The 23,886-nt window shown below is 71.5% G+C and carries 20 protein-coding genes; 10 read left to right on the plus strand and 10 right to left on the minus strand.

The window, feature by feature from the left end; genetic code table 11:
• Nucleotides 1-50: 50 nt before the first annotated feature.
• Nucleotides 51-635: an EamA/RhaT family transporter gene (locus OHU34_RS18490; protein WP_405767301.1), complete on the minus strand. Its 585-nt coding sequence runs from the start codon at nucleotides 633-635 to the stop codon at nucleotides 51-53.
• A gap of 362 nt (nucleotides 636-997) precedes the next feature.
• Nucleotides 998-1,324, minus strand: coding sequence for an SH3 domain-containing protein (locus OHU34_RS18495; protein ID WP_028807274.1), 327 nt, complete (start codon nucleotides 1,322-1,324; stop codon nucleotides 998-1,000).
• Nucleotides 1,325-1,510: 186 nt separating this feature from the next.
• Between OHU34_RS18495 and OHU34_RS18500 the strand changes: the two genes are divergently transcribed.
• Entirely contained in the window at nucleotides 1,511-3,688 is a 2,178-nt protein-coding gene (locus OHU34_RS18500; protein WP_405767303.1) for a serine/threonine-protein kinase, read from the plus strand.
• A 292-nt stretch (nucleotides 3,689-3,980) separates the two neighbouring features.
• Here the strand turns inward: OHU34_RS18500 and ilvD are convergent, their stop codons facing one another.
• The 4 genes from ilvD to OHU34_RS18520 form a co-directional block, all read right to left on the minus strand.
• Nucleotides 3,981-5,834 carry a dihydroxy-acid dehydratase gene (gene ilvD, locus OHU34_RS18505; protein ID WP_142265574.1) on the minus strand — a complete coding sequence of 618 codons (1,854 nt, stop codon included), beginning with the start codon at nucleotides 5,832-5,834 and terminating at the stop codon, nucleotides 3,981-3,983.
• A gap of 182 nt (nucleotides 5,835-6,016) precedes the next feature.
• Nucleotides 6,017-6,622 carry a TetR/AcrR family transcriptional regulator gene (locus OHU34_RS18510; RefSeq protein WP_142265573.1) on the minus strand — a complete coding sequence of 202 codons (606 nt, stop codon included), beginning with the start codon at nucleotides 6,620-6,622 and terminating at the stop codon, nucleotides 6,017-6,019.
• On the minus strand, nucleotides 6,619-7,488 hold the full coding sequence (locus tag OHU34_RS18515; protein WP_230194974.1) for a sugar phosphate isomerase/epimerase: 870 nt from the start codon (nucleotides 7,486-7,488) through the stop codon (nucleotides 6,619-6,621). The genes OHU34_RS18510 and OHU34_RS18515 overlap by 4 nt, the downstream gene beginning before the upstream one ends.
• 148 nt (nucleotides 7,489-7,636) lie before the next feature.
• Nucleotides 7,637-8,569, minus strand: a complete 933-nt coding sequence (locus OHU34_RS18520; RefSeq protein WP_142265571.1) for a Ppx/GppA phosphatase family protein — start codon at nucleotides 8,567-8,569, stop codon at nucleotides 7,637-7,639.
• A 71-nt stretch (nucleotides 8,570-8,640) separates the two neighbouring features.
• Here OHU34_RS18520 and OHU34_RS18525 point away from each other — a divergent pair, with 71 nt between their 5' ends.
• On the plus strand, nucleotides 8,641-9,519 hold the full coding sequence (locus tag OHU34_RS18525; protein WP_230194975.1) for a hypothetical protein: 879 nt from the start codon (nucleotides 8,641-8,643) through the stop codon (nucleotides 9,517-9,519).
• A gap of 123 nt (nucleotides 9,520-9,642) precedes the next feature.
• Here OHU34_RS18525 and OHU34_RS18530 read toward each other — a convergent pair whose 3' ends face one another.
• Nucleotides 9,643-11,427 carry a BACON domain-containing protein gene (locus tag OHU34_RS18530; RefSeq protein ID WP_142265569.1) on the minus strand — a complete coding sequence of 595 codons (1,785 nt, stop codon included), beginning with the start codon at nucleotides 11,425-11,427 and terminating at the stop codon, nucleotides 9,643-9,645.
• Between the two features lie 275 nt (nucleotides 11,428-11,702).
• On the opposite strand from OHU34_RS18530, the gene radA reads away from it, so the two are divergent.
• Both radA and disA read left to right on the plus strand, forming a co-directional pair.
• Nucleotides 11,703-13,112 carry a DNA repair protein RadA gene (radA, locus tag OHU34_RS18535; RefSeq protein ID WP_020132462.1) on the plus strand — a complete coding sequence of 470 codons (1,410 nt, stop codon included), beginning with the start codon at nucleotides 11,703-11,705 and terminating at the stop codon, nucleotides 13,110-13,112.
• Nucleotides 13,113-13,192: 80 nt separating this feature from the next.
• Entirely contained in the window at nucleotides 13,193-14,317 is a 1,125-nt protein-coding gene (disA, locus tag OHU34_RS18540; RefSeq protein WP_020132463.1) for a DNA integrity scanning diadenylate cyclase DisA, read from the plus strand.
• A gap of 22 nt (nucleotides 14,318-14,339) precedes the next feature.
• Here the strand turns inward: disA and OHU34_RS18545 are convergent, their stop codons facing one another.
• On the minus strand, nucleotides 14,340-15,182 hold the full coding sequence (locus OHU34_RS18545) for a hypothetical protein (protein WP_405767306.1): 843 nt from the start codon (nucleotides 15,180-15,182) through the stop codon (nucleotides 14,340-14,342).
• 258 nt (nucleotides 15,183-15,440) lie between these two features.
• Here OHU34_RS18545 and OHU34_RS18550 point away from each other — a divergent pair, with 258 nt between their 5' ends.
• The 5 genes from OHU34_RS18550 to cseC all read left to right on the plus strand — a co-directional run bounded on the left by OHU34_RS18550 (nucleotide 15,441) and on the right by cseC (nucleotide 20,235).
• A complete protein-coding gene (locus OHU34_RS18550; protein ID WP_142265568.1) occupies nucleotides 15,441-16,373 on the plus strand; it encodes an A/G-specific adenine glycosylase in 933 nt (310 codons plus the stop codon).
• Between the two features lie 300 nt (nucleotides 16,374-16,673).
• Complete coding sequence (locus tag OHU34_RS18555) at nucleotides 16,674-17,216, plus strand: SigE family RNA polymerase sigma factor (protein WP_020132466.1); 543 nt, start codon at nucleotides 16,674-16,676, stop codon at nucleotides 17,214-17,216.
• Nucleotides 17,201-17,860, plus strand: coding sequence for a hypothetical protein (locus OHU34_RS18560; RefSeq protein ID WP_142265567.1), 660 nt, complete (start codon nucleotides 17,201-17,203; stop codon nucleotides 17,858-17,860). The genes OHU34_RS18555 and OHU34_RS18560 overlap by 16 nt, the downstream gene beginning before the upstream one ends.
• Before the next feature lie 310 nt (nucleotides 17,861-18,170).
• Nucleotides 18,171-18,872, plus strand: coding sequence for a two-component system response regulator CseB (gene cseB / locus OHU34_RS18565; RefSeq protein WP_020132468.1), 702 nt, complete (start codon nucleotides 18,171-18,173; stop codon nucleotides 18,870-18,872).
• A gap of 28 nt (nucleotides 18,873-18,900) precedes the next feature.
• On the plus strand, nucleotides 18,901-20,235 hold the full coding sequence (gene cseC / locus OHU34_RS18570; RefSeq protein WP_200839758.1) for a two-component system sensor histidine kinase CseC: 1,335 nt from the start codon (nucleotides 18,901-18,903) through the stop codon (nucleotides 20,233-20,235).
• A gap of 236 nt (nucleotides 20,236-20,471) precedes the next feature.
• On the opposite strand, the gene OHU34_RS18575 is transcribed toward cseC, so the two are convergent.
• Complete coding sequence (locus OHU34_RS18575; protein ID WP_142265565.1) at nucleotides 20,472-22,055, minus strand: MDR family MFS transporter; 1,584 nt, start codon at nucleotides 22,053-22,055, stop codon at nucleotides 20,472-20,474.
• A 165-nt stretch (nucleotides 22,056-22,220) separates the two neighbouring features.
• Here OHU34_RS18575 and OHU34_RS18580 point away from each other — a divergent pair, with 165 nt between their 5' ends.
• The gene (locus tag OHU34_RS18580; RefSeq protein WP_020132471.1) at nucleotides 22,221-22,808 is read left to right on the plus strand and encodes a TetR/AcrR family transcriptional regulator; all 588 of its coding nucleotides are present in this window, start codon (nucleotides 22,221-22,223) and stop codon (nucleotides 22,806-22,808) included.
• Between the two features lie 11 nt (nucleotides 22,809-22,819).
• On the opposite strand, the gene OHU34_RS18585 is transcribed toward OHU34_RS18580, so the two are convergent.
• Nucleotides 22,820-23,404, minus strand: a complete 585-nt coding sequence (locus OHU34_RS18585; protein ID WP_020132472.1) for a M23 family metallopeptidase — start codon at nucleotides 23,402-23,404, stop codon at nucleotides 22,820-22,822.
• Nucleotides 23,405-23,886: the final 482 nt, after the last annotated feature.

The following is a 23,886-nucleotide window of genomic DNA, read 5'->3' on the forward strand; positions in this document are numbered from 1 at the left end:
CGGTCCTTCCCCCACGTCCTGCTGCCCGGCGGCACCGGCACGCGGACGGGTCAGCCGCTGCGGCGCTTCTTCGACGGGTTGCCCGTGCGGCGGGTGGAGCGGCGTTCGTACTGTTCGCGAGCCGTGTCGTACTCCTCGCGGTGGAGCCTCTCGCCGGGTGCCTCGGTGAGGGTGCGGAAGAAGTACGCGAGCAGCGAGCCGACGAAACCGACGGCGAGCAGACCGCGCAGGGAGGCCTGGCGGTCGGGGTCGGGGCGCTTGGTGAAGCTTTCCCAGGTGTGGCGGAAGGCGAGTGCGGTGCAGACCGCGAACATCACGACGACCAGGAGCGTCACGAAGCCGCCCAGGTCGGCGATCGCGATGCCCTCGTAGGCGAAGCGCAGGACGAGGCAGGAGACGATGGCGGCGGCCAGGGAGCCGACGGCCACGGCGATGCGGCGGGCCGCGTAGCCCCGGTGGCCGCGGTCGTGGTCCACCCAGGTGGTGCCGAAGAAGCGGAGGGGCTCCGGGCGGGGCCCGGAGCCGGCGGGGCTTCCCGGCCGGTCGGCGGGGGTACCGGTGGGAGTGCCCGCCGCGCCGGTCGAGGTGTCCCGGGAGCCGGCCGAAGTGTCCGGGGTGCCGTTTTCGTCGCTCACGGGACGATTATGGCTCCGGGCGGAGGCGAGCTCCCGGGTGGGTTGCTCGTAGACCGGTCCGAGAACCGTCGAGAGCCGGTCCGAGGCCGTCCGAGGCCGTCCGAGACCGGTCGAAACCGGTCGAAGGCTTGCCCGAGACCGGAATGCCCGTCCGGGGCCCGCCGAAAGCCGGGCCGAGACCCGTCGGAAGCCCACGGAAAGCCAGTCCGAACCCTGGTCCGAGGAGCAACCTCGGACCAGGGTTCGGATCAGTGCTCGACTCCGGTCCTGATCCGGGTCCGGTTCCGGGTTCTGATCCGGAACCGAGCCCGGATGCCGATCCGGGACCGGGGTCCTGGACCGGGCCCGAGGGCCGGGTCGTGTCAGGCGCAGTGGGCGGCGACGTAGCCGTCGCTGCCCGTCCGCACGTACGCGTCCGAGACGAACTGGCTGTCGGCGATGTTGTCCCAGATGTTCGTCGTGCCGTACGGGCCGGACACCGAGGTGCCCGGGGTCTGGCAGAAGATCGGGACCTTGGTGCCCTCGGCCAGGACCCTGACGACCGGGTAGCTCGTGCCGGGGCCGCTGCGGACGTTCAGTCGGACGCCCGGGGCGATCGGGTAGTACGTGAGGGCCGCCGTGGCCGTCGCGACGGCCTCCGCCGTCCCGCCGCTCGCGACCTCTTCCACTTCCACACGGTCAACAGACATGGAAAAACCTCCCCCGTCGAACCCCATGACTGCCATGGGGTCACGTTGATTCCCCTAAAACACGCAATGAAACACATGTACAGGATTCGCACACGGAGGCTAGCAAGCCGCCTCTGTCCCGTACGAGTCATCGACTAGGCTCCGTGCGTCGCGCGCGCGGTTGAACAGCACGGGGGTGGTTGGTCCATGACGCCACAGCGCAACACCGGGGCGGGCGCGGAAGCGGAACTTCCGGAGTACGCCGGCCACTACCGCCTGGACGAACGTCTGGGCTCCGGTGGCATGGGCGTGGTGCACCTGGCCCGGAGCACCTCCGGGATGAAGGTCGCGGTGAAGGTCGTCCATGCCCAGTTCGCCCGGGATCCCGAGTTCAGGGGTCGTTTCCGGCAGGAGGTGGCCGCCGCTCGGCGGGTGAGCGGGGCGTTCACCGCGCCCGTCGTCGACGCCGATCCGGAGGCCGAACGGCCTTGGATGGCCACCCTGTTCATTCCCGGTTCGACGCTCGCCGAGCAGGTGAAGCAGAACGGCCCCATGCGTTCGGGCGAGTTGCGGCGGCTGATGGCCGGGCTCGCGGAGGCGCTGCGGGACATCCACCGGGTCGGGGTCGTGCACCGGGATCTGAAGCCGAGCAACGTCCTGCTGGCCGAGGACGGGCCGAAAGTCATCGACTTCGGCATCTCCCGGCCGAAGGACAGCGAACTGCGCACCGAGACCGGCAAGTTGATCGGTACGCCGCCCTTCATGGCGCCGGAGCAGTTCCGGCGGCCGCGGGAGGTGGGGCCGGCCGCCGACATCTTCGCGCTCGGGTCGGTGATGGTGCACGCGGCGACGGGACGCGGGCCGTTCGACTCCGACAGCCCGTACGTCGTCGCCTACCAGGTCGTGCACGACGAGCCGGATCTGACCGGCGTGCCGGGGAACCTCGCGCCGCTGGTGGTGCGTTGTCTGGCCAAGGAGCCCGAGGACCGGCCCACGCCGGACGAGTTGATGCGGGAACTGCGGTCGGTGGCGGCCTCGTACGACACGCAGGCGTTCATACCGTCGCAGCGGCCGCCGGCGGAGGCCGAGGCCGAATCGGCGGGCGCGGCCGGGCAGCCGGAGGGTGCGGAGGAGCCCGCGGCGGCACCGGACCGGGCGGCGGCGCGGCCGCGCCGCCGGCGCCGGCGGCCGGCCCTCGCGGTCGGCGCGCTGGTCGTCGTCCTCTCGGGCGGCGCGGTCCTCGCCACGCAACTGCCCGGCGAGGACGGCCCGGGCCGGGACGCGCGGGGAACGGCGGGCGGCTCGCAGTCCGCGTCACCGGCCTTCACCCCCTGGAGCGCGCGGCCGGCGAAGGGCAGCACCGGCGCGGGTGCCGGTACGGGCACGGGCGGTATGCCCCGGTGCACCTACGACGCGCGGCGGCTGCTCTGCGTCCAGAAGGGGCTGGTGTCGGCGTTGGACGCGTCCGACGGGCGGGTGCTGTGGCGGCACGTCCTCACCGACGACGACGGGCCGAGCCAGGCCCCGGTGCTCTCGGGCGGGCTGGCTCAGGTGATCACGCACTCGGGCAAGCGGATGGAGGCGCTCGACCCGGCGTCGGGCGCCACCCGCTGGCAGCGCGACCTGTCGGACTACCCGGGTGTCCGGAGCGTCGGCGGCACCCTGTTGCTGACCGCGGCCGACAACACGGTGACCGGGGTGGACGCCGCGACGGGGAAGTCGGTGTGGAGCCGGCGCATTCCGGGGCTGAGCGAGCCGTACTTCACGGCGTTCCCGAAGGATCCGCTGGCGTACGCGTCGACCACCTCGGACGACGGGCACACCCGGATCACGGCCGTGGATCCCGCGACCGGAAAGGTGCGCTGGGACGAGCGGCTCAGCGGCACGCTGCGCCTCGTGGGCACCACGGACGGCAGCCTCGTCCTGCTGTCCCAGGGCGCCGATTACGGCACGGTCGACGCCGTGGTCCGCTACTCCCCGCAGGACAAGGGGTCGCTGCGGGTGAAGCTGCGCGTCGCGCTCCAGGAGGCGCAGGCGACCGTGCAGGGCGACCGGGTCTACCTCCTGGCCTTCGACGGATCGCTCGTCGCCGTCGACACGGTCCTGGACAAGCAGGTGTGGTCCCTGCAGACGTCGGTGAGCCGGGGTTCGGTGCCGGCCGCCGACGGCGAGCACGTCTACTTCAGCGCCGCCGACGGACGGCTCCTCGCCGTGGACGCCGGGAAGGGCAAGCTCGTCGGGCAGACGGAGCTGCGGCTCGGCGCCAACTCGGACGAGGTGGTGGCCACGCTGCCCGCGCCCGAGGCGGTCGACGGCCACGTCTACGCCGGCGCCCCGGACGGAACCGTCTTCGCGGTGGACGGACGGGACCCGGCGGGATGGTAGGACCGGGCGGGTGACGGCAGGCCGGCTACGGCGGACGGATGGCGACGGGCCGGTGAACAACAGGCCGGGGGCGACCAGCCGGTGACAACAGGCCGGTGGCGACCAGCCGGTGACAACAGGCCGGGGGCGACCAGCCGGTGGCGACGGACCCTTGTCAACGGACCGGTAGCAGCAGGCCGGTGACGGCGGACCGGTGACAGCCGGCCAGTGACAGCCGGCCGACAAGACGCGCCGAGGGCCGCCTCCGTACGGCGGAGACGGCCCTCACAGCGACGCCGGTTTCTGGCTGACGTCAGCCCAGCTTCGACACGTCCCGCACCGCGCCCTTGTCGGCGCTCGTCGCCATCGCGGCGTAGGCCCGCAGGGCGGCGGACACCTTGCGCTCGCGGTTCTTCGGGGCGTAGACGCCGCCGAGGGCCGCCTCGCGCCGCGCCAGCTCGGCGTCGTCGACGAGGAGCTCGATCGTGCGGTTCGGGATGTCGATGCGGATGCGGTCGCCGTCCTCGACGAGGGCGATGGTGCCGCCGGAGGCCGCCTCGGGCGAGGCGTGGCCGATCGACAGACCCGAGGTGCCGCCGGAGAAGCGGCCGTCGGTGATCAGGGCACAGGTCTTGCCGAGGCCACGGCCCTTGAGGAAGGACGTCGGGTAGAGCATCTCCTGCATACCCGGGCCGCCCTTGGGACCCTCGTAGCGGATGACGACGACGTCGCCGTGCGTCACCTGCTTGTTGAGGATCTTCTCGACGGCCTCCTCCTGCGACTCGCAGACGACGGCCGGGCCTTCGAAGGTCCAGATCGACTCGTCGACGCCGGCCGTCTTGACCACGCAGCCGTCGACGGCGATGTTGCCGCGCAGGACCGCGAGACCGCCGTCCTTGCTGTAGGAGTGCTCGGCGGAGCGGATGCAGCCGCCCTCGGCGTCCACGTCCAGCGCCTCCCAGCGCTCGGACTGGGAGAAGGCCTCGGCGGAGCGGACGCAGCCGGGGGCCGCGTGCCACAGTTCGAGCGCCTCGGGCGAGGGGGAGCCGCCACGGACGTCCCACGTCTTCAGCCAGTCCGCCAGCGACGGGCTGTGGACCGAGAACACGTCCTCGTTGAGCAGTCCCGCGCGGTGCAGTTCGCCGAGCAGGGCGGGGATGCCGCCGGCGCGGTGCACGTCCTCCATGTAGTACGTGCGGTCCTTCGCCACGTTCGGCGCGACCTTGGCCAGGCAGGGAACGCGGCGCGAGACCTCGTTGATCTCCTCCAGGCCGAACGGGACGCCCGCCTCCTGGGCGGCGGCCAGCAGGTGGAGGATCGTGTTGGTCGAGCCGCCCATCGCGATGTCGAGGGCCATCGCGTTCTCGAAGGCCGCGATGGTGGCGATGCTGCGGGGCAGGACCGTCTCGTCGTCCTGCTCGTAGTAGCGGCGGGTGATGTCCATCACCGTGCGCCCCGCGTCCTCGTACAGCGCCCGGCGGGCCGTGTGGGTGGCCAGCACCGAGCCGTTGCCGGGGAGGGAGAGGCCGATGGCCTCGGTCAGGCAGTTCATCGAGTTGGCGGTGAACATGCCGGAACAGCTGCCGCAGGTCGGGCAGGCGTTCTCCTCGATACGGAGGATGTCCTCGTCCGAGATCTTGTCGTTCACGGCGTCGGAGATCGCGTCGACGAGGTCGAGCGTGCGGACCGTGCCGTCGACCAGGGTGGCGCGGCCGGACTCCATCGGGCCGCCGGAGACGAAGACCGTGGGGATGTTCAGGCGCAGGGCCGCGTTCAGCATGCCCGGGGTGATCTTGTCGCAGTTGGAGATGCAGATCAGGGCGTCGGCGCAGTGCGCCTCGACCATGTACTCCACGCTGTCCGCGATCAGGTCGCGGGAGGGCAGGCTGTAGAGCATGCCGCCGTGGCCCATCGCGATGCCGTCGTCGACGGCGATCGTGTTGAACTCGCGCGGGATGCCGCCGGCCGCGGTGATCGCCTCGCTGACGATCCGGCCGACCGGCTGGAGGTGCGTGTGGCCGGGCACGAACTCGGTGAAGCTGTTCGCCACCGCGATGATCGGCTTCCGGCCGATGTCCGCACCGGGTACACCGGAGGCGCGCATAAGGGCGCGGGCGCCCGCCATGTTGCGGCCGTGGGTGACTGTGCGGGACCTCAGCTCGGGCATCGTCGCTCGCTCCTTCAGAGACTGCGATCAGAGACTTCTGACTGCTAACGAGCGTACGCCGGTCATCCAGGGGGCGGACACGGTGTCCGTATAGCGGGACGCATGTCTCACCTCCGAACCCGCGTCCAAGCCCGCGTCCGGGCCGCGTCCGAGCGGCGTCCGAGCGGCGTCCGGGCCGCGTCTCACGGCCCGGTCAGGTGCCCCTGCACGACCGGTGCCACGCGCGCGATGATCAGCTCCAGGTCCGCCGAGGCCAGCGGCTCCACCTTGATCACGTACCGCAGCATCGCGCAGCCCACCAGCTGCGCCGCCGCCAGTTCGGCGCGCAGCTCGGCGTCCGGCAGATCGAGCCGGCCGGCGATCCGGCGCAGCACCTGGGTGGCGACCAGACGGCGGAAGACGGCGGCCGCGATGTCGTTGTTCACGGCCGAGCGCACGATCGCCAGGAGGGGCTTCCGGGTCGTCGGGTTCTCCCAGATGCCGAGGACGAAGCGGGCGAGCCGCTCGCCGACCTGGTCCAGCGGGCCGTCGGCGACCGCTTCCGGGGCGCCCAGCGCGGGCCCGAAGGCGACCTCGACGGCCGCCTCGAAGATCTGCTCCTTGGTGCCGAAGTAGTGGTGCACCAGGGCCGGGTCCACGCCCGCGGCCTTCGCGATGCCGCGTACGGACGTCTTGTCGTAGCCCCGCTCGGAGAACTCCTCGCGGGCGGCCGTCAGGATCAGGTCCCTGGTGTCCGCCGACTCCGAACGAGGGGGGCGGCCGCGCTTGCGGGCGGTGACGCCGGTCATCGGCGGGGCGCCTTCGCCGTGGGGGACGTCGTGGGGGACGGGGCCGACGGGCCCGTCGACGAGGCGGAGGCCAGGTGCAGGCGCGTGAAGGCCAGGGCTTCCGCCAGGTCGGCCTCACGTTCGGCGCTCGACATCGCGCGCCGTGTGTTGACCTCGATGACGACGTGCCCGTCGAAGCCGGTCAGCGCGAGCCGTTCCAGCAGCTCGGCGCAGGGCTGGGCGCCGCGGCCGGGGACCAGGTGCTCGTCCTTGGCCGAACCGTTTCCGTCGGCGAGGTGGACGTGGCCGAGGCGGTCACCCATGCGGTCGATCATCTGCATCGCGTCCGCGCGGGCCGTGGAGGCGTGGCTGAGATCGATCGTGAAGTGCCGGTAGTCGTCCTTCGTGACGTCCCAGTCGGGCGCGTACGCGAGCATCTCGCGGTCGCGGTAGCGCCACGGGTACATGTTCTCGACGGCGAACCGTACGTCCGTCTCGTCCGCCATCCGCCAGATGCCCGTGACGAAGTCCCGCGCGTACTGGCGCTGCCAGCGGAACGGCGGGTGGACGACGACCGTGCTCGCGCCGAGCTTCTCCGCCGCCGCGCGGGCCCGCTGGAGCTTGGTCCACGGGTCGGTCGACCACACCCGCTGGGTGATGAGCAGGCAGGGAGCGTGGACGGCGAGGATCGGGATCCGGTGGTAGTCGCTGAGTCTGCGCAGCGCGTCGATGTCCTGGCTGACGGGGTCGTTCCAGACCATGACCTCGACGCCGTCGTATCCGAGGCGCGCGGCGATCTCGAACGCCGTCGCCGTCGACTCCGGGTAGACCGAGGCCGTCGACAGGGCGACCTTCGCATCCGGGATCCGCACGACTGGCTCTGCCATGGGGGACAGGTTACGGGGTGCGGTCACCCGGGTGCCGGGCCCCGGGCCGCCGTTGTGGTGTTCGCCACGGGAGGGTGCGGGTACGCCCTGGGACCCGTGCCCGCGCGGCGGAGTGGGCCCGGTCACGGCCGGGCGCCGCGCGGGTCCGTCACTCCGACGCCATGTGATCGAGTTTGCGCAGGATGACGCCCTCCCTGAGCGCCCAGGGGCAGATCTCCAGGTTCTCCACACCGAAGAGGTCCATCGCCCCCTCCGCGACCAGCGCGCCCGCCAGGATCTGGTTGGCGCGGCCCTCGGAGACGCCCGGGAGTTCCGCTCGCTGGGCGGTCGTCATGGCCGCCAGACGGGGCACCCAGGCCTCGAGCGACTCGCGCTTGAGCTGCCGCTGGGCGTACGGGCCGTCCATGGAGCGGGCGGCGCCGGCGATGCGGGCGAGCTGCTTGAACGTCTTCGAGGTGGCGACGACGTGGTCGGGGGCACCGAAGCGTTTGAACTCCCCCACCGTGCGGGCGATCTGCGCACGGGCGTGGCGGCGCACGGCCCGTATGTCCTCGGGGTCGGGCGGGTCGCCGGGCAGCCAGCCCGCGGTGAGCCGGCCGGCCCCGAGCGGCAGCGAGACGGCCGCGTCGGGCTCCTCGTCGATGCCGTAGGCGATCTCCAGGGAGCCGCCGCCGATGTCCAGGACCAGCAGCTTCCCGGCGGACCAGCCGAACCAGCGGCGGGCGGCGAGGAAGGTGAGCCGGGCCTCCTCGGCGCCGGTGAGGACCTGGAGCTCGACGCCGGTCTCGGCCTGCACGCGCGCGAGGACGTCGTCGGCGTTGCTGGCCTCGCGCACGGCGGAGGTCGCGAACGGCAGCAGGTCCTCCACGCCCTTGTCCTCGGCGGCCTGGAGCGCCTCCTGGATCACGGCGATCAGTTTGTCGACGCCCTCCGGACCGATCGCGCCGTCCTCGTCGAGGAGTTGGGCAAGGCGCAGTTCCACCTTGTGCGAGTGCGCCGGCAGGGGGCACGCGCCCGGGTGTGCGTCCACCACCAGCAGATGCACCGTGTTCGATCCCACGTCGAGGACACCGAGTCTCATGTAGGGAACGCTACTGCCCACAAGGACCTCGGCCGTCCCCGAAGCGGCCCCTGGCGACTTACCCTGGACGAGTGCCAAAGACGAACAAGGCGAAGACCGACAAATCGACCGGCGGTTCTTCGCGGGCGAAGCCGGTGAAGCCACCGAAGAAGTCGAACAAGGCCCAGGCAGCGGCAGCGCAGGCGCCGGCCGCGGACGAGAAGGGTCTCGATTTCGCGCGCGCGTGGGTGGAGTTCCCCGACCCGGCGGACGACGAACAGGTCTTCCGGTGTGATCTGACCTGGCTGACCTCTCGCTGGAACTGCATCTTCGGCAGCGGCTGCCAGGGCATCCAGCCGGGCCGCGCGGCCGACGGCTGCTGCACCCTGGGCGCCCACTTCTCCGACGAGGACGACGAGAAGCGCGTCGCCGGGCATGTGGCGCGGCTCACGCCGGACATCTGGCAGCACCACGACGAGGGCGTCCGGGACGGCTGGGTCTCGGAGGACGACGAGGGCTCCCGCCAGACCCGCCCGTTCAACGGCTCGTGCATCTTCCAGAACCGTCCCGGTTTCGCGGGCGGCGCGGGCTGCTCGCTGCACATCCTGGCTCTCAAGGAGGGCCGCGAGCCGCTGGAGACCAAGCCGGACGTCTGCTGGCAGCTGCCGGTGCGCCGGACGTACGACTGGATCGACCGGCCCGACGACACACGGGTGCTCCAGGTGTCGATCGGCGAGTACGACCGCCGCGGCTGGGGGCCAGGCGGCCATGACCTGCACTGGTGGTGCACGTCCGCGACCTCGGCACACGGCGCGGGCGACCCGGTGTACGTCTCCTACCGCCCGGAGCTGACCGAGCTGATGGGCAAGGCCGGCTACGACCGCCTGGTCGAGCTGTGCGAACAGCGCCTCGCCTCGCAGCTCCCGCTGCTGGCACCGCATCCGGCGGACCCGACGCACGCGCAGGGCTGAGGGTCGGCGGGCCGAGGGCCGGCGGGCTGACGCGCCCGGCCCCTCGACCCCTGTGGGACGGCCGGGATCCCGGCCGCGCGGGCCCGCACGGGCCGTGCCGCCTGCACCGCCTGGGGCCGACGCCTACGACGTCGCCGGGCTCGGCGGGTCGTTGTCGTCGGACGGCGGGGGCGGATCCTCCGAGTCGGTCGGGGACGGGTCGCCCGGTGTGGGCTCCGGGTCGGACGAGGACGGCGGATCGGTCGGCGTGGGATCCGGGGAGGACGGCGCCGTGGGCGTCGGTTCCGGGTCGGACGGCGAGGGCGGGCCGCCGGGTCCGCCCGGTCCCGGGCCGTTGCCCGGGTCCGAGGGGCCGGGCGCGGTGCCGTGGCCCTCGATGGAGACGACGGCGCCCGCCGGGGCGACGGCCACGCGCGCGTGCCAGTGCCCGGAGGGCTCGCGCAGATGATCGACGTACACCTTGATCGTCACCGACTCGCCGGGCTTCAGCGTGCCCGTGGAGCGGCTCAGATAGAGCCAGGAGGCCGCCGTGGTGGCCGACCAGCGGACCGGCCCGTCGGCGTCGGCCGCCGCGGTGAGGGTGATGAGGGTGGTGTCGCCGCTGTTGGCGGCCGTCACGGAGAGCTTGCCGGCCGCGCTCCTGCCGAGTCCCGAGACGCTGACGACCTCCACGGAGACATCCGGTCCGTCGCCCTTGGGGAGGCCGGTCCCCGGGCGGGTGCTGGCGTTCCCCGCGTTCTCGTAGCCGCCGACCGTCTCGCCGTCGAGGCTGTCGGGGTCGTGCGCCTCGCTGGCGCTGGCCGAGCGGCCCTCGACCCCCTCCCCCGTCGGTGTGCCCCGGTAGGCCGCCCACAGGGCGAGCACGGGAGCGGCGACGACGGTGGCGACGACGGTCGTGGTGACGGCACGCGCGCGAAGTCGCTCCCGGCGGGCGGCCCGATCCTTGGGGTCCATGGGGAAGCCCCGCCGGTCGTAGCGCGGTGCGGTGGCTCCCCGCGCGCGGGGGAGGTGACCCATGACCACGTGCAGCTCCGCGCGGGGCGCCGACAGGACGGGCAGCTCGGCGGGGGTGACACCGGCACCGGGCCAGCGGCCGGGGACGGCGCGTTCGGCGGCCCGGCGGCAGCGCGGGCAGTCGTCGACGTGCCGGACGAGCTCGCGGCGCAGGGCGGCGCTGAGCACGAGCCGGTTCTCGCCGGCGAGACGGGCCACACCGGGACAGCCGCCGGTCTCGACGACGGCGAGCGCCGCGCGCGTGCGCTCGACCTCGCAGGCGGCGGAGGCGAGCAGTTCGCGGGCGGCGGCCAGGTCCTTGCCGAGGACGGCGGCGACCTCGTGGGGGGCGAGGTGGTGGCGTACGGCGAGTTCGAGCGCCTCGCGCTGTTCCGGGGTGGTGCCGGCGGCCTCCGGCCAGGCGAGCTGGGTCAGCTCACGCCGTCGCTGTTCCCTGGCCTCGTCGGAGGCGGGCGGGCCTGCCGGGGCGGTGTCGGTCGGGGCGCCCGTGGCCGTGGCGGGCTTCGCACCCGGCTGCCGGCGGGCGCCGTTGCGGGCCGCCGCGTGCGTGCCCTGACGTTTCTGCGCGCCCTGACGTTTCTGCTTGGCCTCGGTGAGCTTGCGCAGGCACGCCCAGCGGGCCAGCGCGTAGAGCCAGGCCCGGCGGTCGCCCTCCGCTTCGGGGCCACGCTGACCACGCCGTTCGGCGAACGCGAGGACGTCACCCAGGGCGGCGGTGGCGGCTTCGTGGTCGCACAGGACGGACAGGCAGTAGGTGAACAGGCCGTCCAGGTAGGGCTCGTAGCGCGCGGGAGGTCGCTGCGCGAGCGTGCGCGCCGCAGCGCCGTCGCGCGCCTCCCGGTGCGCCCGGTGTGCGCCGGTCATGCGGGTCGAGATTTCCGGGCTGCTGCTCATCACCCGTGCGACCGTAGGCGGCGCGGAACTAGGTCTTCTTGTCCCTTGAGTCCTTTTAATCCGTACGGGTGAAACGATCCCTCATAAGGGGACAGGGAAGGGGGGTCCCATGGCTCGTTCGTGACGGGGCGTGGCGAAATCGCAAGGGGTGCCTGGCTCCTCCCGGGGTGCGCGGGTCCGCGCGGGGCGACGAGGAGGCACTCGGGACGGGCCCCGGCGAGGCCTGTTGTCCACAGGCGCGTCCGGCTGTCGGTGGCGGCGGTTACGGTTTCCCCATGGCTGCCCGCACGAAGACCACCAAGGACCGTCCGTCCTACCGCTGCACGGAGTGCGGCTGGCAGACGGCCAAGTGGCTCGGCCGCTGCCCCGAGTGCCAGGCCTGGGGGACGGTCGAGGAGTACGGCACGCCCGCGGTCCGTACGACGACGCCGGGGCGCGTCACGACGTCCGCCCTGCCCATCGGCCAGGTCGACGGGCGGACGGCCACCGCCCGCCCCACCGGCGTGCCCGAGCTGGACCGCGTGCTGGGCGGCGGACTCGTACCGGGCGCGGTCGTCCTGCTCGCCGGCGAGCCGGGCGTCGGCAAGTCGACCCTCCTGCTGGACGTGGCGGCCAAGTCGGCGAGCGACGAACACCGCACGCTGTATGTGACCGGCGAGGAATCGGCCTCCCAGGTCCGCATGCGCGCCGACCGCATCGGCGCCATCGACGACCACCTGTATCTGGCCGCCGAGACCGACCTGGCGGCCGTCCTGGGCCACTTGGACGCGGTGAAGCCGTCACTGCTGATCATGGACTCGGTGCAGACCGTGGCCTCCCCGGAGATCGACGGAGCGCCCGGCGGCATGGCCCAGGTCCGGGAGGTCGCCGGCGCCCTGATCCGCGCCTCCAAGGAACGCGGCATGTCCACGCTTCTGGTGGGCCATGTCACGAAGGACGGCGCGATCGCCGGCCCCCGCCTCCTCGAACACCTCGTGGACGTCGTGCTGAGCTTCGAGGGAGACCGCCACGCTCGCCTGCGCCTGGTGCGGGGCGTCAAGAACCGCTACGGCGCCACCGACGAGGTCGGCTGCTTCGAACTGCACGACGAGGGCATTACGGGCCTTGCCGACCCAAGCGGACTTTTCCTGACCCGACGTGACGAACCGGTCCCGGGTACCTGCCTGACGGTCACCCTGGAGGGCCGCCGCCCCCTGGTCGCCGAAGTGCAGGCCCTCACCGTCGACTCGCAGATCCCCTCACCCCGGCGCACGACGTCCGGCCTGGAGACCTCCCGGGTCTCGATGATGCTGGCCGTCCTGGAGCAACGCGGCAAGATCAGCGCACTGGGCAAGCGGGACATCTACTCGGCGACGGTCGGCGGAGTGAAGCTCTCGGAGCCCGCCGCGGACCTGGCGATCGCCCTCGCCCTGGCCTCCGCCGCGAGCGACACCCCGCTGCCCAAGAACCTGGTCGCGATCGGCGAAGTCGGCCTCGCGGGCGAGGTCAGACGGGTCACGGGCGTCCAGCGCAGGCTCTCGGAGGCACACCGTCTGGGCTTCACCCACGCGCTCGTGCCGAGCGATCCAGGCAAGATCCCCGCGGGCATGAAGGTCCTGGAAGTCGCGGACATAGGGGACGCCCTGCGGGTCCTGCCGCGCTCCCGTCGACGAGACGCCCCACGGGATGCGGAGGAGCGCCGGTAGACTTTGCCCTGGTCTCGCCCGTCCGTACGAAACGAGTGCGCGAAACGGGAGCATCCCAGACCTGTGACCGGAGGAGTGCAGTGGCAGCCAACGACCGGGCGGCAGCTCCCGGAAAGTCCGGTGGGAGTTCCGGTGCCGACGGCCTGATGCGCGCCGCGCTGAGCGCGGTGGCTCCCGGCACGGCCCTGCGCGACGGCCTGGAGCGGATCCTTCGCGGCAACACCGGCGGACTCATCGTGCTGGGCTCCGACAAGACGGTCGAGGCGATGTGCACGGGCGGGTTCGTCCTCGACGTGGAGTTCGCGGCCACGCGCCTGCGTGAGCTGTGCAAGCTCGACGGCGGCATCGTGGTCTCCTCCGACCTGTCGAAGATCCTCCGGGCCGGCGTCCAGCTGGTGCCGGACCCCACGATCCCCACGGAGGAGACGGGCACCCGGCACCGCACGGCGGACCGGGTCAGCAAGCAGGTGGGCTTCCCGATCGTCTCCGTCTCCCAGTCCATGCGGCTGATCGCCCTGTACGTCGACGGCCAGCGCCGCGTCCTGGAGGACTCCGCGGCGATCCTGTCCCGCGCGAACCAGGCGCTCGCGACCCTGGAGCGCTACAAGCTCCGCCTGGACGAGGTCGCGGGAACGTTGTCAGCGCTGGAGATCGAGGACCTGGTGACGGTCCGGGACGTCTCCGCGGTGGCCCAGCGCCTGGAGATGGTGCGCCGCATCGCCACCGAAATCGCCGAATACGTGGTCGAACTGGGCACGGACGGGCGGCTGCTCGCCCTCCAGCTCGACGAGTTGATCGCGGGCGTGGAGCCGGAGCGCGAGCTGGTGGTCCGGGACTACGTGCCCGAGCCCACGGCCAAGCGGTCCCGCACGGTCGACGAGGCGCTGTACGAGCTGAACGCGCTCAGCCACGCCGAGCTCCTCGAACTGTCCACGGTGGCCCGCGCGTTGGGCTACACCGGATCTCCCGAGGCCCTCGATTCGGCGGTCTCGCCCCGCGGCTTCCGCCTGCTGGCGAAGGTGCCGCGGCTGCCCGGCGCGATCATCGACCGTCTCGTCGAACACTTCGGCGGCCTCCAGAAGCTCCTCGCCGCGAGCGTCGACGACCTTCAGACGGTGGACGGCGTGGGCGAGGCACGGGCCCGGAGCGTCCGCGAGGGCCTGTCACGGCTGGCGGAGTCGTCGATCCTGGAGCGGTACGTCTAGCCGGTCGACTGTCCGGGGCTCTCTAGTCGTCCTTCAGCACGAACGACGTCTGTGCCTTGGCGAACCCCGGCGCCTTCGCCTCGACCAGATACGTACCCGCTCCGGCCAGCCCCGCCGGAGGCGTCGCGCACTCGGGGGCGCTCGGCTTGCGGTCCCACTTCACGGTGTAGGTGAAGCTGTTCCCGGCCGGCACCCGGTACAGCAGGCTTCCGGCGGTCCTGGGGCAGTCGGCGGACGACCAGTACGCGTCGTCGCCGCCGGTCTGAGTGATCGTCAACACCGCGGCCTTCGGCCCGAGGTCGACCTTGCAGTCGCTCCCCGAGGCGTTCTTCGCGATCATCTGGAACGTGGGCGTCTGGTCGGGCGAGTAGGAGTTCTGGACACTGCGCAGGGTCAACGTGACCGCCCCGGCGGTGCAGTTGGGCAGGGTCGTCCCGGCCGGCAGCGTCGTCCCCGTACCACTGCCGCCGCCGCTGCCGCCGCTTCCGCTTCCGCTCCCGCTGCCGTTGGCGCCGTCGTCGGTGCTCCCGGCTCCCGCCGAATCACCGGCCGAGCCGCCCGACCCGGTGCCGCCGTCCGCGCCCGATCCCGAGCCCGACCCGCTGGAGGTGCCGTCGCCCGACTCGTCGCGGCCACCCGGGTTTTGGCTGATCGCGGGCCCTGATCCGGACGGCCCCGGCGTGATGGAGGAGGCGGGATTCTTGCCCCCGCCGCCGTCGGCACCGTTCTTCTTGCCGCCCCCGCCCGAGGTCACCACCCACAGAGTCAGCAGCGCCAACAAGGCGAACACGGACAGCAGTACGACCCTCCGACGCCAGTAGATGGAGGAGGGAAGCGGCCCGACCGGATTGCGCAGAGATCCCACGGCGCAAACTGTACGAGAGATCGACGGCTTCGCTGGCCCCACCCGCCGCCAGGATCGCAACTTTTCCGGATCATCATCCCGGAAACCGTTTCCCCTGCCCCTCTTCGGTCCGCGCGGCCGTCCCTCCTTGCCGATCGCACCCGTTGCACCTCTGGCCACGGCCCCGGGCACGCGCGCGTGACGCGCCCTCGGGACCTCGCCCGGCCGAGTGGCGGTACGCGCGCGTGCCCCGGTCCGCATGGCAGGATCGGAAGGGCCATGACTGCGCCCACGAAGCCCCCGCACCGATCCCCCGCCCACTCCGACGCCGACGCCACCGCGACGGACCTGCACGCCCCGGTGATCGACTGGTTCGACGAGAACGCCCGCGACCTGCCCTGGCGGCGCCCCGAGGCCGGCGCGTGGGGCGTGATGGTCAGCGAGTTCATGCTCCAGCAGACACCGGTCAGCCGCGTGCTGCCGGTCTACGAGCAGTGGATCGCCCGCTGGCCGCGCCCCGCCGACCTGGCCGCGGAGTCGCCGGGCGAGGCCGTACGCGCGTGGGGGCGGCTCGGCTACCCGCGCCGCGCCCTGCGGCTGCACGGAGCGGCGGTGGCGATAACGGAACGGCACGGCGGCGACGTACCGTCGGGGCACGCGCAGCTCCTGGCGCTGCCCGGCATCGGCGAGTACACGGCCGCGGCCGTCGCCTCCTTCGCCTACGGGCAGCGGCACGCCGTCCTGGACACCAACGTCCGCCGTGTCTTCGCGCGCGCCGTCACGGGCGTGCGGTACCCGCCGAACGCCACGACGGCCGCCGAGCGCAAGCTGGCCCGCGCCCTGCTGCCCGACGACGAGCCGACCGCCGCGCGGTGGGCCGCCGCGTCGATGGAACTCGGCGCGCTCGTCTGCACGGCGAAGAACGAGACGTGCGTGCGCTGTCCGATCGCGGCACAGTGCGCCTGGCGGCTCGCGGGCAAGCCGGAGCACGAAGGCCCGCCGCGCCGGGGCCAGACGTACGCGGGCACCGACCGGCAGGTCAGGGGCAAGCTGCTGGCCGTCCTGCGGGACGCGCACACCCCCGTTCCGCAGGCCGCCCTCGACCGGGTGTGGCACGAGCCGGTGCAACGCGCGCGTGCGCTGGACGGTCTCGTCGCGGACGGACTCGTGGAGCCGCTGCCGGGCGGGCTGTACCGCCTGCCGCTGACCTGACGCACGGTCATTTCACAGGTACGCCGCTTCATCACAACAGCCGTCGGGCTTTTGTCACGCCCGACGGCTGTACAAATCACCTCAGAGCCGAGCCATTCGGCCTGTGTCTCTTCCCTAAACCTCTTTCCGTTACACAACCGACGGACAGCTGAGCGCTGGCCGCAGGCTGCCTCGGACAACGCCGTGACAACACCTCCGTAGCTTCATTTGCGTACCCGGCAGGACCACGAGGGCTACAGACCACAGGCAGTGAACCGGCGGCGGCAGTCCGCCGGTACGGGGAATCGGAGGCGGTTGACCATGGCACAGGGCGAGGTGCTCGAGTTCGAGGAATACGTCCGCACGCGGCAGGACGCGCTGCTGCGCAGCGCACGCCGCCTGGTGCCGGACCCGGTCGACGCGCAGGACCTCCTCCAGACCGCGCTGGCCCGGACGTACGGCCGCTGGGACGGCATCGCGGACAAGCGACTCGCGGACGCCTACCTGCGCCGGGTCATGATCAACACACGTACGGAGTGGTGGCGGGCCCGCAAGCTCGAGGAGGTTCCGACCGAGCAGCTCCCGGACGCGCGTGTCGACGACTCCACCGAGCAGCACGCCGACCGCGCCCTGCTGATGGACGCGATGAAGGTGCTCGCTCCGAAGCAGCGCAGTGTCGTGGTGCTGCGACACTGGGAGCAGATGTCCACGGAGGAGACGGCCGCTGCCCTCGGCATGTCGGCGGGAACGGTCAAGAGCACGCTGCACCGGGCGCTCGCCCGGCTCCGCGAGGAGCTGGAGGCCCGCGATCTGGACGCACGCGCGCTGGAGCGTGAGGAGCGGGAGCGTTGCGCGGCGGCCTGACCGAGGCCGGGCCCACACCGGCCCGAAGCACCGTCCAGGCGGCGATCACGGCGATGTCCGTGCTCGCCGCCCTCGCCCTTTTCGTCTCCGCCTGCGCCACCGGCGGCACCGGCGCCCGTGACGAGGGTCCGGCCCACTCCGACACCGTGGCGGGCGCCACCGCCACCCCGTCGTCCGCCTCCACCGGCCCCCCCGACCGGACGGAGGCGGTCCGGCTGATCAAGGACGACCCGGAGGTCTCGGCCGAGGTCAAGCGCGAGTTGCAGCCCTGCGTCGGCGACGAGTACCCGGTCGACGTGTCGTACGGCGACCTCACCGGCGGCTCCGGGGACGACATCATCGTCAACGTGCTCACCTGCGGTGACGTCGTCGGCGTGGGCTCGTACGTGTACCGGAAGGACGACGGCGGCTACCGGAACGTCTTCCAGGCCGAGGAGCCTCCCGTGTACGCGGAGATGGACCGGGGCGACCTGGTGGTGACCAAGCAGGTGTACGAGAAGGGCGACCCGGTCTCGGATCCGTCCGGCGAGAACGTGATCACGTATCGCTGGACCTCGGGCCGCTTCGTGAAGGAGTACAGCTGGCACAACGACTACAGCAGCGTCGTCGGTGACCTTCCCACGGTGGCCCCGGAAGCCGGCTGACCTGGGCTGACCTGCACCGACGCGACTTGCGGAAAAATTGTGCGCCGCCGTGAACCGATCGGCCCGCTCGTTCCGATCAATGGGTGGACGGGCGGGGACGGGCGAGAGGGGCAGGGACGCGCAAGGACGGACCGCACGGAGAACGGACATGGATCGCGCGCGAAGTGAACGCTCGGCGTGCTCCACGCGTCCAAGCAAGGGACGCACCCGACAGTTCACCGACAGGTGAGGGTCAGGGCGCAGGCGCAAGCCCGTCAGACCGACGGCCCGCACGCACACGAGACCGCATACGAGAACTGAGAGCACCGGGATGGCAGACCAGACCCACGTCCTGTTCGTCGAGGACGACGACGTCATCCGCGAGGCCACCCAGCTCGCTCTCGAGCGGGACGGCTTCGTGGTGACCGCGATGCCCGACGGCCTGTCGGGCCTGGAGGCGTTCCGTGCCGACCGCCCCGACATCGCACTGCTGGACGTCATGGTGCCCGGGCTGGACGGCGTGAGCCTGTGCCGGCGTATCCGGGACGAGTCCACCGTTCCGGTGATCATGCTGTCGGCGCGTGCCGACTCCATCGACGTCGTCCTCGGCCTGGAGGCCGGCGCCGACGACTACGTGACCAAGCCCTTCGACGGCGCCGTGCTGGTCGCCCGGATCCGCGCCGTGCTGCGCCGCTTCGGTCACGCGGGCGGCGGCGACCGCACCGAGCCCGCCGCCTCCACGGCCGGAGGTGTGCTGTCGTTCGGCGATCTGGAGATCGACACGGAGGGGATGGAGGTGCGCCGGGCCGGGCAGCCGGTTGCGCTGACCCCGACCGAGATGCGCCTGCTGCTGGAGTTCTCCTCCGCTCCGGGCACGGTCCTCTCGCGCGACAAACTGCTGGAGCGGGTGTGGGACTACGGCTGGGGCGGCGACACCCGGGTCGTCGACGTCCATGTGCAGCGGCTGCGGACGAAGATCGGCCAGGACCGTATCGAGACGGTCCGCGGTTTCGGCTACAAGTTGAAGGCCTGAGCGGGGCAGGGGCAGGAGGGTGCGGGGGATGATCCGGCAGCTGGTTCCGGCTCGCAGAGAACGCGTGGGTATCCGTACGGGGCTGCGGTGGAAGCTGAGCGCGGCGATCGCACTGGTCGGCGCGCTGGTGGCGATCGCGCTCAGCCTGGTCGTGCACAACGCCGCACGCGTGTCCATGCTCGACAACGCGCGCGACCTCGCCGACGAGCGGGTCCAGATCGCCCAGCGCAACTACGAGCAGTCGGGGCGGCCGAACTTCCCCAACATCAAGATCGACGACTCCCGCCTGCCGCCGTCGCTGCGGGAGAAGGTCCAGGAGGGCCGCCGGGCCACCTTCGTCTCCGACCGCACCGGCGGGGTACCGGACATCTGGGCGGCCGTGCCGGTCAAGGACGGGCATGTGCTGTCCCTGCACACCGGCTTCACCGACCGCAGCACGGACATCCTCAACGATCTCGACCAGGCCCTGGTGATCGGCTCCATCGCGGTCGTGCTCGGTGGCAGCGCGCTCGGCGTGCTCATCGGCGGGCAGCTCTCGCGCCGGCTGCGCAAGGCGGCGGCCGCGGCGAACCAGGTCGCCAGCGGCGAGTCGAACGTACGGGTGCGGGATGCCATAGGCGGGGTCGTACGGGACGAGACCGACGATCTGGCGAGCGCGGTGGACGCCATGGCGGACACGCTCCAGGAGCGGCTGGAGGCCGAGCGCCGGGTCACCGCGGACATCGCGCACGAACTGCGCACCCCGGTGACGGGACTGCTGACGGCCGCCGAGCTGCTGCCGCCCGGCCGGCCCACCGAACTGGTCCTGGACCGGGCGAAAGCCATGCGCACCCTGGTCGAGGACGTGCTGGAGGTGGCCCGTCTCGACGGCGCCTCGGAGCGCGCCGAACTGCAGGACATCGTGCTGGGCGAGTTCGTGGCCCGACGGGTCGCGGCCAAGGACCCAGACGTCGAGGTGCGGGTGGTCCACGAGTCGATGGTCACGACCGACCCCCGGCGCCTGGAGCGTGTGCTGTTCAACCTGCTGGCCAACGCCGCCCGGCACGGCAAGCAGCCGATCCAGGTCACCGTCGAGGGCCGGGTCATCCGGGTCCGCGACCACGGCCCCGGTTTCCCCGAGGACCTGCTCGCCGAGGGACCCAGCCGCTTCCGCACCGGCAGCGCCGACCGGGCCGGACACGGACACGGCCTCGGCCTCACCATCGCGGCGGGCCAGGCCCGAGTGCTCGGCGCCCGGCTGACCTTCCGCAACGTACGGCCCGCGGGGGCACCTGCGCACATATCCGCCGAGGGTGCCGTCGCGGTCCTGTGGCTGCCCGAACACGCACCGACGAACACGGGAAGCTACCCGGTCATGCCGTGACGGCGGACACCGTGGGAGGACGGGGTCCAGTCGCGTCGTCGAAGTTGCGGTTCTCGTCGCGGGGAAGCCGTCGGCCCACAGCATCGCGCAGCCCCCGGGATCAGGGAGGCACCTCGGCCGACCCGGGCGGTTCGGTCCCTTCCCTCGGCACCGGGAGAGCGGCATCGGTCCGGGCGTACGAAAGCGCAGGCCCCCGGGGCGGACACCGCCGGGGGCCTGCGCTCACAACAGCGCGGTCAGACCGCGTCGACCAGGGGCGGTTGCGTCGCTGCCGCATCGCCGGCCGACTCGTCGTCCTTCTGCGGACCCGCTCCCTTGAGCGGGACCTCCTTGACGAAGACCGCCGCCACCAGTGCGGTCACCGCCACCACGGCCCCCAGCAGGAACGCGGAGTGGATGCCGGCCGACACCGCGTGCTGGTAGGCCTCGCGGGCCGCGACGGGCAGCTTGGCCAGGCTGGCCGCGTCCAGTTGCGCGGACTGCTCGGTGATCTTCGAGCCCAGCGCGCCGGCCCGCTCGGACATGACGTCCTGGACGCGGTTGTTGAACAGCGCGCCCATGATCGCGACGCCGAAGGAGGAGCCGAGCGTACGGAAGAGGGTGGTGGACGAGGACGCGACGCCCATGTCCTTCATCTCGACGCTGTTCTGCGCGACCAGCATCGTGATCTGCATGAGGCAGCCCATGCCGAGACCGACGACGGCCATGAACACACCGGAGGTGAGGCGGCTGGTCCCGGTGTCCATGGTGGACAGCAGGTACAGGCCGATGACCATCGCGACGCTGCCGACCAGCGGGAAGATCTTGTACTTGCCGCTGTTCGTGGTCACCCGGCCCGCCACCATCGAGGTGACCAGCATGGCGCCGAGCATCGGCAGGAGCAGCAGCCCGGAGTTGGTCGCGGAGGCGCCCTGCACCGACTGCTGGTACAGCGGCAGGAAGAGGGTGGCGCCGAACATCACGAAGCCGGCGACGAAGCCGATGATCGACATCAGGGTGAAGTTGCGGCTGCGGAAGATGTGCAGCGGCACGATCGGCTCGGCGGCCCTGGTCTGCCAGAACACGAACCCGATCAGCGAGGCGACGCCGATCCCGATGAGCTCCATGATCCGCGCGGACGACCAGGCGTACTCCGAGCCGCCCCAGGTGGTGACGAGGACGATGGAGGTGATGCCGACGGTCAGCAAGGTGGCGCCCAGGTAGTCGATCCGCGACTGCGAGCGCTTCCTCGGCAGGTGCAGAACGGCGCTGATGAGGGCCAGCGACACCACACCGAGCGGCAGGTTGATGTAGAAGGACCAGCGCCAGCCCCAGTTGTCGGTGATGGTGCCGCCGATCAGCGGGCCACCGATCATCGCGAGCGCCATGACGCCGGCCATCATGCCCTGGTACTTGCCGCGCTCCCGCGGCGGGATGAGGTCACCGATGATCGCCATGACGCCGACCATCAGACCACCGGCACCGAGGCCCTGGATCGCGCGGAAGCCGATCAGTTCGCCCATGTTCTGGGCCATGCCGCTCAGTGCGGAGCCGATCAGGAAGATCACGATCGACGTCATGAAGGCGCCCTTGCGCCCGTGCATGTCGCCGATCTTGCCCCAGATCGGGGTGGAGGCCGCGGTCGCGAGGGTGTACGCGGTCACGACCCACGACAGGTGCTCGAGCCCGCCGAGTTCGCCGACGATCGTCGGCATCGCCGTGCCCACGATCATGTTGTCGAGCATCGCGAGCATCATCGTGATCATCAGCGCGAGCAGGACGACCCGCACGCTCCTCGGTGGCTTCTCCGCCTCGGTCTCGACTGTCTTCGTGTCCGCCATGATTGCCACTCCCCTGGGCTTCCCCCCGGTCGGCCACATACTTGCCGCCCGGCTAGTTCACTACACTGGGAAGGTAGACCTGCAACTAGCCGGGCGTCAAGTAAGTTTCCGCATCCAACTAGCCGGACGGCAAGTAAGTTTCGCGGAGACACGAAGACCACGAGAATGGACGTCACCATGGACGGCACGAAGCAGCAGCGGCGCGGCAACACCCGCCAGCGCATCCAGGACGTCGCGCTCGAACTCTTCGCCGAGCAGGGCTACGAGAAGACCTCCCTCCGCGAGATCGCGGAGCGCCTGGAGGTCACCAAGGCGGCCCTGTACTACCACTTCAAGACCAAGGAAGAGATCATCGTCGGCATCTTCACGGATCTGACGAAGCCGATCGAGGACCTGATCGAGTGGGGCAGGAGCCAGCCGCACACCCTGGACACCAAGCAGGAACTCGTGCGGCGCTACAGCCGGGCGCTCTCCGAGGCGACCCCGCTCTTCCGCTTCATGCAGGAGAACCAGGCCACGGTGCGGGAACTCCAGATCGGTGACTCGTTCAAGGACCGCATGCGGGGTCTGCGCGACATCATCATCGACCCGGACGCCCCCCTCGCCGACCAGGTCCGCTGCGTGAGCGCCATCTTCACGCTGCACGCCGGCATGTTCTTCCTGCAGGACCTCGAAGGCGACCCCGAGGACAAGCGCGCAGCCGTCCTCGAGGTCGCCATCGATCTGGTGACGCAGGCGCATCAAGGCGCCTGATCACCTCGGCGTCAGACCTTCACGCCCTTGCTGTGCAGGAAGGTGACCGGGTTGATCGCCGAACCGTAGTTGGCGGTCGTACGGATCTCGAAGTGCAGGTGGGGACCGCTGGAGTTGCCGGTGCTGCCGGACAGGGCGATCTTCTGGCCCGTCTTGACGATCTGGCCGACCTTCACGTGGATGCTCGAGAGGTGGGCGTACTGCGAGTAGACGCCGTTGGCGTGCTTGATCACGACGGCGTTGCCGTAGGCGGGGCCGTCACCGGCGCCATTGCCCCCGGCCTTGACCACGGTGCCGCCGTGCGCGGCCATGACCTTGGTGCCGGTCGGCACGGCGAAGTCCTGACCGCTGTGGGTGGACTGCCACATCGCGCCGGCCTGGGCGTAGCCGGCGGACAGCGTGTACTTCTTCACCGGGTCGATCCAGGAAGCGGCCGAGGCGGCCGTCTTGGCCGCGGCGGGCGCGGCCGCGGGCGCGGCGGCGGACGCCACTCCGCTCCCCAGCACGACCGAGGCGCCCAGGGCGGCGGCGCCGACGACCACGCGAGTGCGGAGCTGGGACGTACGGGAAGAACGGAACGTGACGCGCTGGAACATCGAAGACCTCATGGGGACGGGGACAGAAGAAACCACCCGGCGTGACCTCCGCCGAAGTGGCCATCCCTTGGTAACCCCGAGGCCCACAGACCCCCAAACGTGTGATCTACGACGGAACCTAGTACTTCACCCCAAAACTTCCCACTTCTTGACAGAACCCCCTTTCCGGACACATGCGACGATCGCCCATGCCGGAGGCCTGAGCGAGGATCGGACCCTCCGCAGCGTTCGTCCCTTTTAGTCCGATTTGGGTTACGACTACCCGCCCTAGTAGGGTCCGGATCGCCTGTGCGCCATGTCACCGGCCGCCCCCTGCAAGGGACTTCGGAATGTGACGGCGACTACTCCCGTACCCCGCAGGGCACTTGTGACCCCGCTCACGTCGCGTGCACGGGTCTGTGATCGGGCTCTCATCGACCTCTACCGTCCAGTAACCCGCTGGTTCCCCTCAGGCCACCCCCAGCGATCAGCATGCTCACGAC

The sequence above is a fragment of the Streptomyces sp. NBC_00080 genome (genome assembly GCF_045041255.1).
GTDB lineage: Bacteria > Actinomycetota > Actinomycetes > Streptomycetales > Streptomycetaceae > Streptomyces > Streptomyces coriariae.

Coding starts and splice junctions, on each gene's coding strand:
- OHU34_RS18580 (WP_020132471.1), top strand. CDS start 22,221: ATGGACGTCACCATGGACGGCACGAAGCAGCAGCGGCGCGGCAACACC.
- OHU34_RS18530 (WP_142265569.1), bottom strand. CDS start 11,427: ATGAGCAGCAGCCCGGAAATCTCGACCCGCATGACCGGCGCACACCGG.
- OHU34_RS18550 (WP_142265568.1), top strand. CDS start 15,441: ATGACTGCGCCCACGAAGCCCCCGCACCGATCCCCCGCCCACTCCGAC.
- OHU34_RS18510 (WP_142265573.1), bottom strand. CDS start 6,622: ATGACCGGCGTCACCGCCCGCAAGCGCGGCCGCCCCCCTCGTTCGGAG.
- ilvD (WP_142265574.1), bottom strand. CDS start 5,834: ATGCCCGAGCTGAGGTCCCGCACAGTCACCCACGGCCGCAACATGGCG.
- cseC (WP_200839758.1), top strand. CDS start 18,901: ATGATCCGGCAGCTGGTTCCGGCTCGCAGAGAACGCGTGGGTATCCGT.
- OHU34_RS18520 (WP_142265571.1), bottom strand. CDS start 8,569: ATGAGACTCGGTGTCCTCGACGTGGGATCGAACACGGTGCATCTGCTG.
- radA (WP_020132462.1), top strand. CDS start 11,703: ATGGCTGCCCGCACGAAGACCACCAAGGACCGTCCGTCCTACCGCTGC.
- OHU34_RS18575 (WP_142265565.1), bottom strand. CDS start 22,055: ATGGCGGACACGAAGACAGTCGAGACCGAGGCGGAGAAGCCACCGAGG.
- OHU34_RS18585 (WP_020132472.1), bottom strand. CDS start 23,404: ATGTTCCAGCGCGTCACGTTCCGTTCTTCCCGTACGTCCCAGCTCCGC.
- OHU34_RS18555 (WP_020132466.1), top strand. CDS start 16,674: ATGGCACAGGGCGAGGTGCTCGAGTTCGAGGAATACGTCCGCACGCGG.
- OHU34_RS18500 (WP_405767303.1), top strand. CDS start 1,511: ATGACGCCACAGCGCAACACCGGGGCGGGCGCGGAAGCGGAACTTCCG.
- cseB (WP_020132468.1), top strand. CDS start 18,171: ATGGCAGACCAGACCCACGTCCTGTTCGTCGAGGACGACGACGTCATC.
- OHU34_RS18515 (WP_230194974.1), bottom strand. CDS start 7,488: ATGGCAGAGCCAGTCGTGCGGATCCCGGATGCGAAGGTCGCCCTGTCG.
- OHU34_RS18495 (WP_028807274.1), bottom strand. CDS start 1,324: ATGTCTGTTGACCGTGTGGAAGTGGAAGAGGTCGCGAGCGGCGGGACG.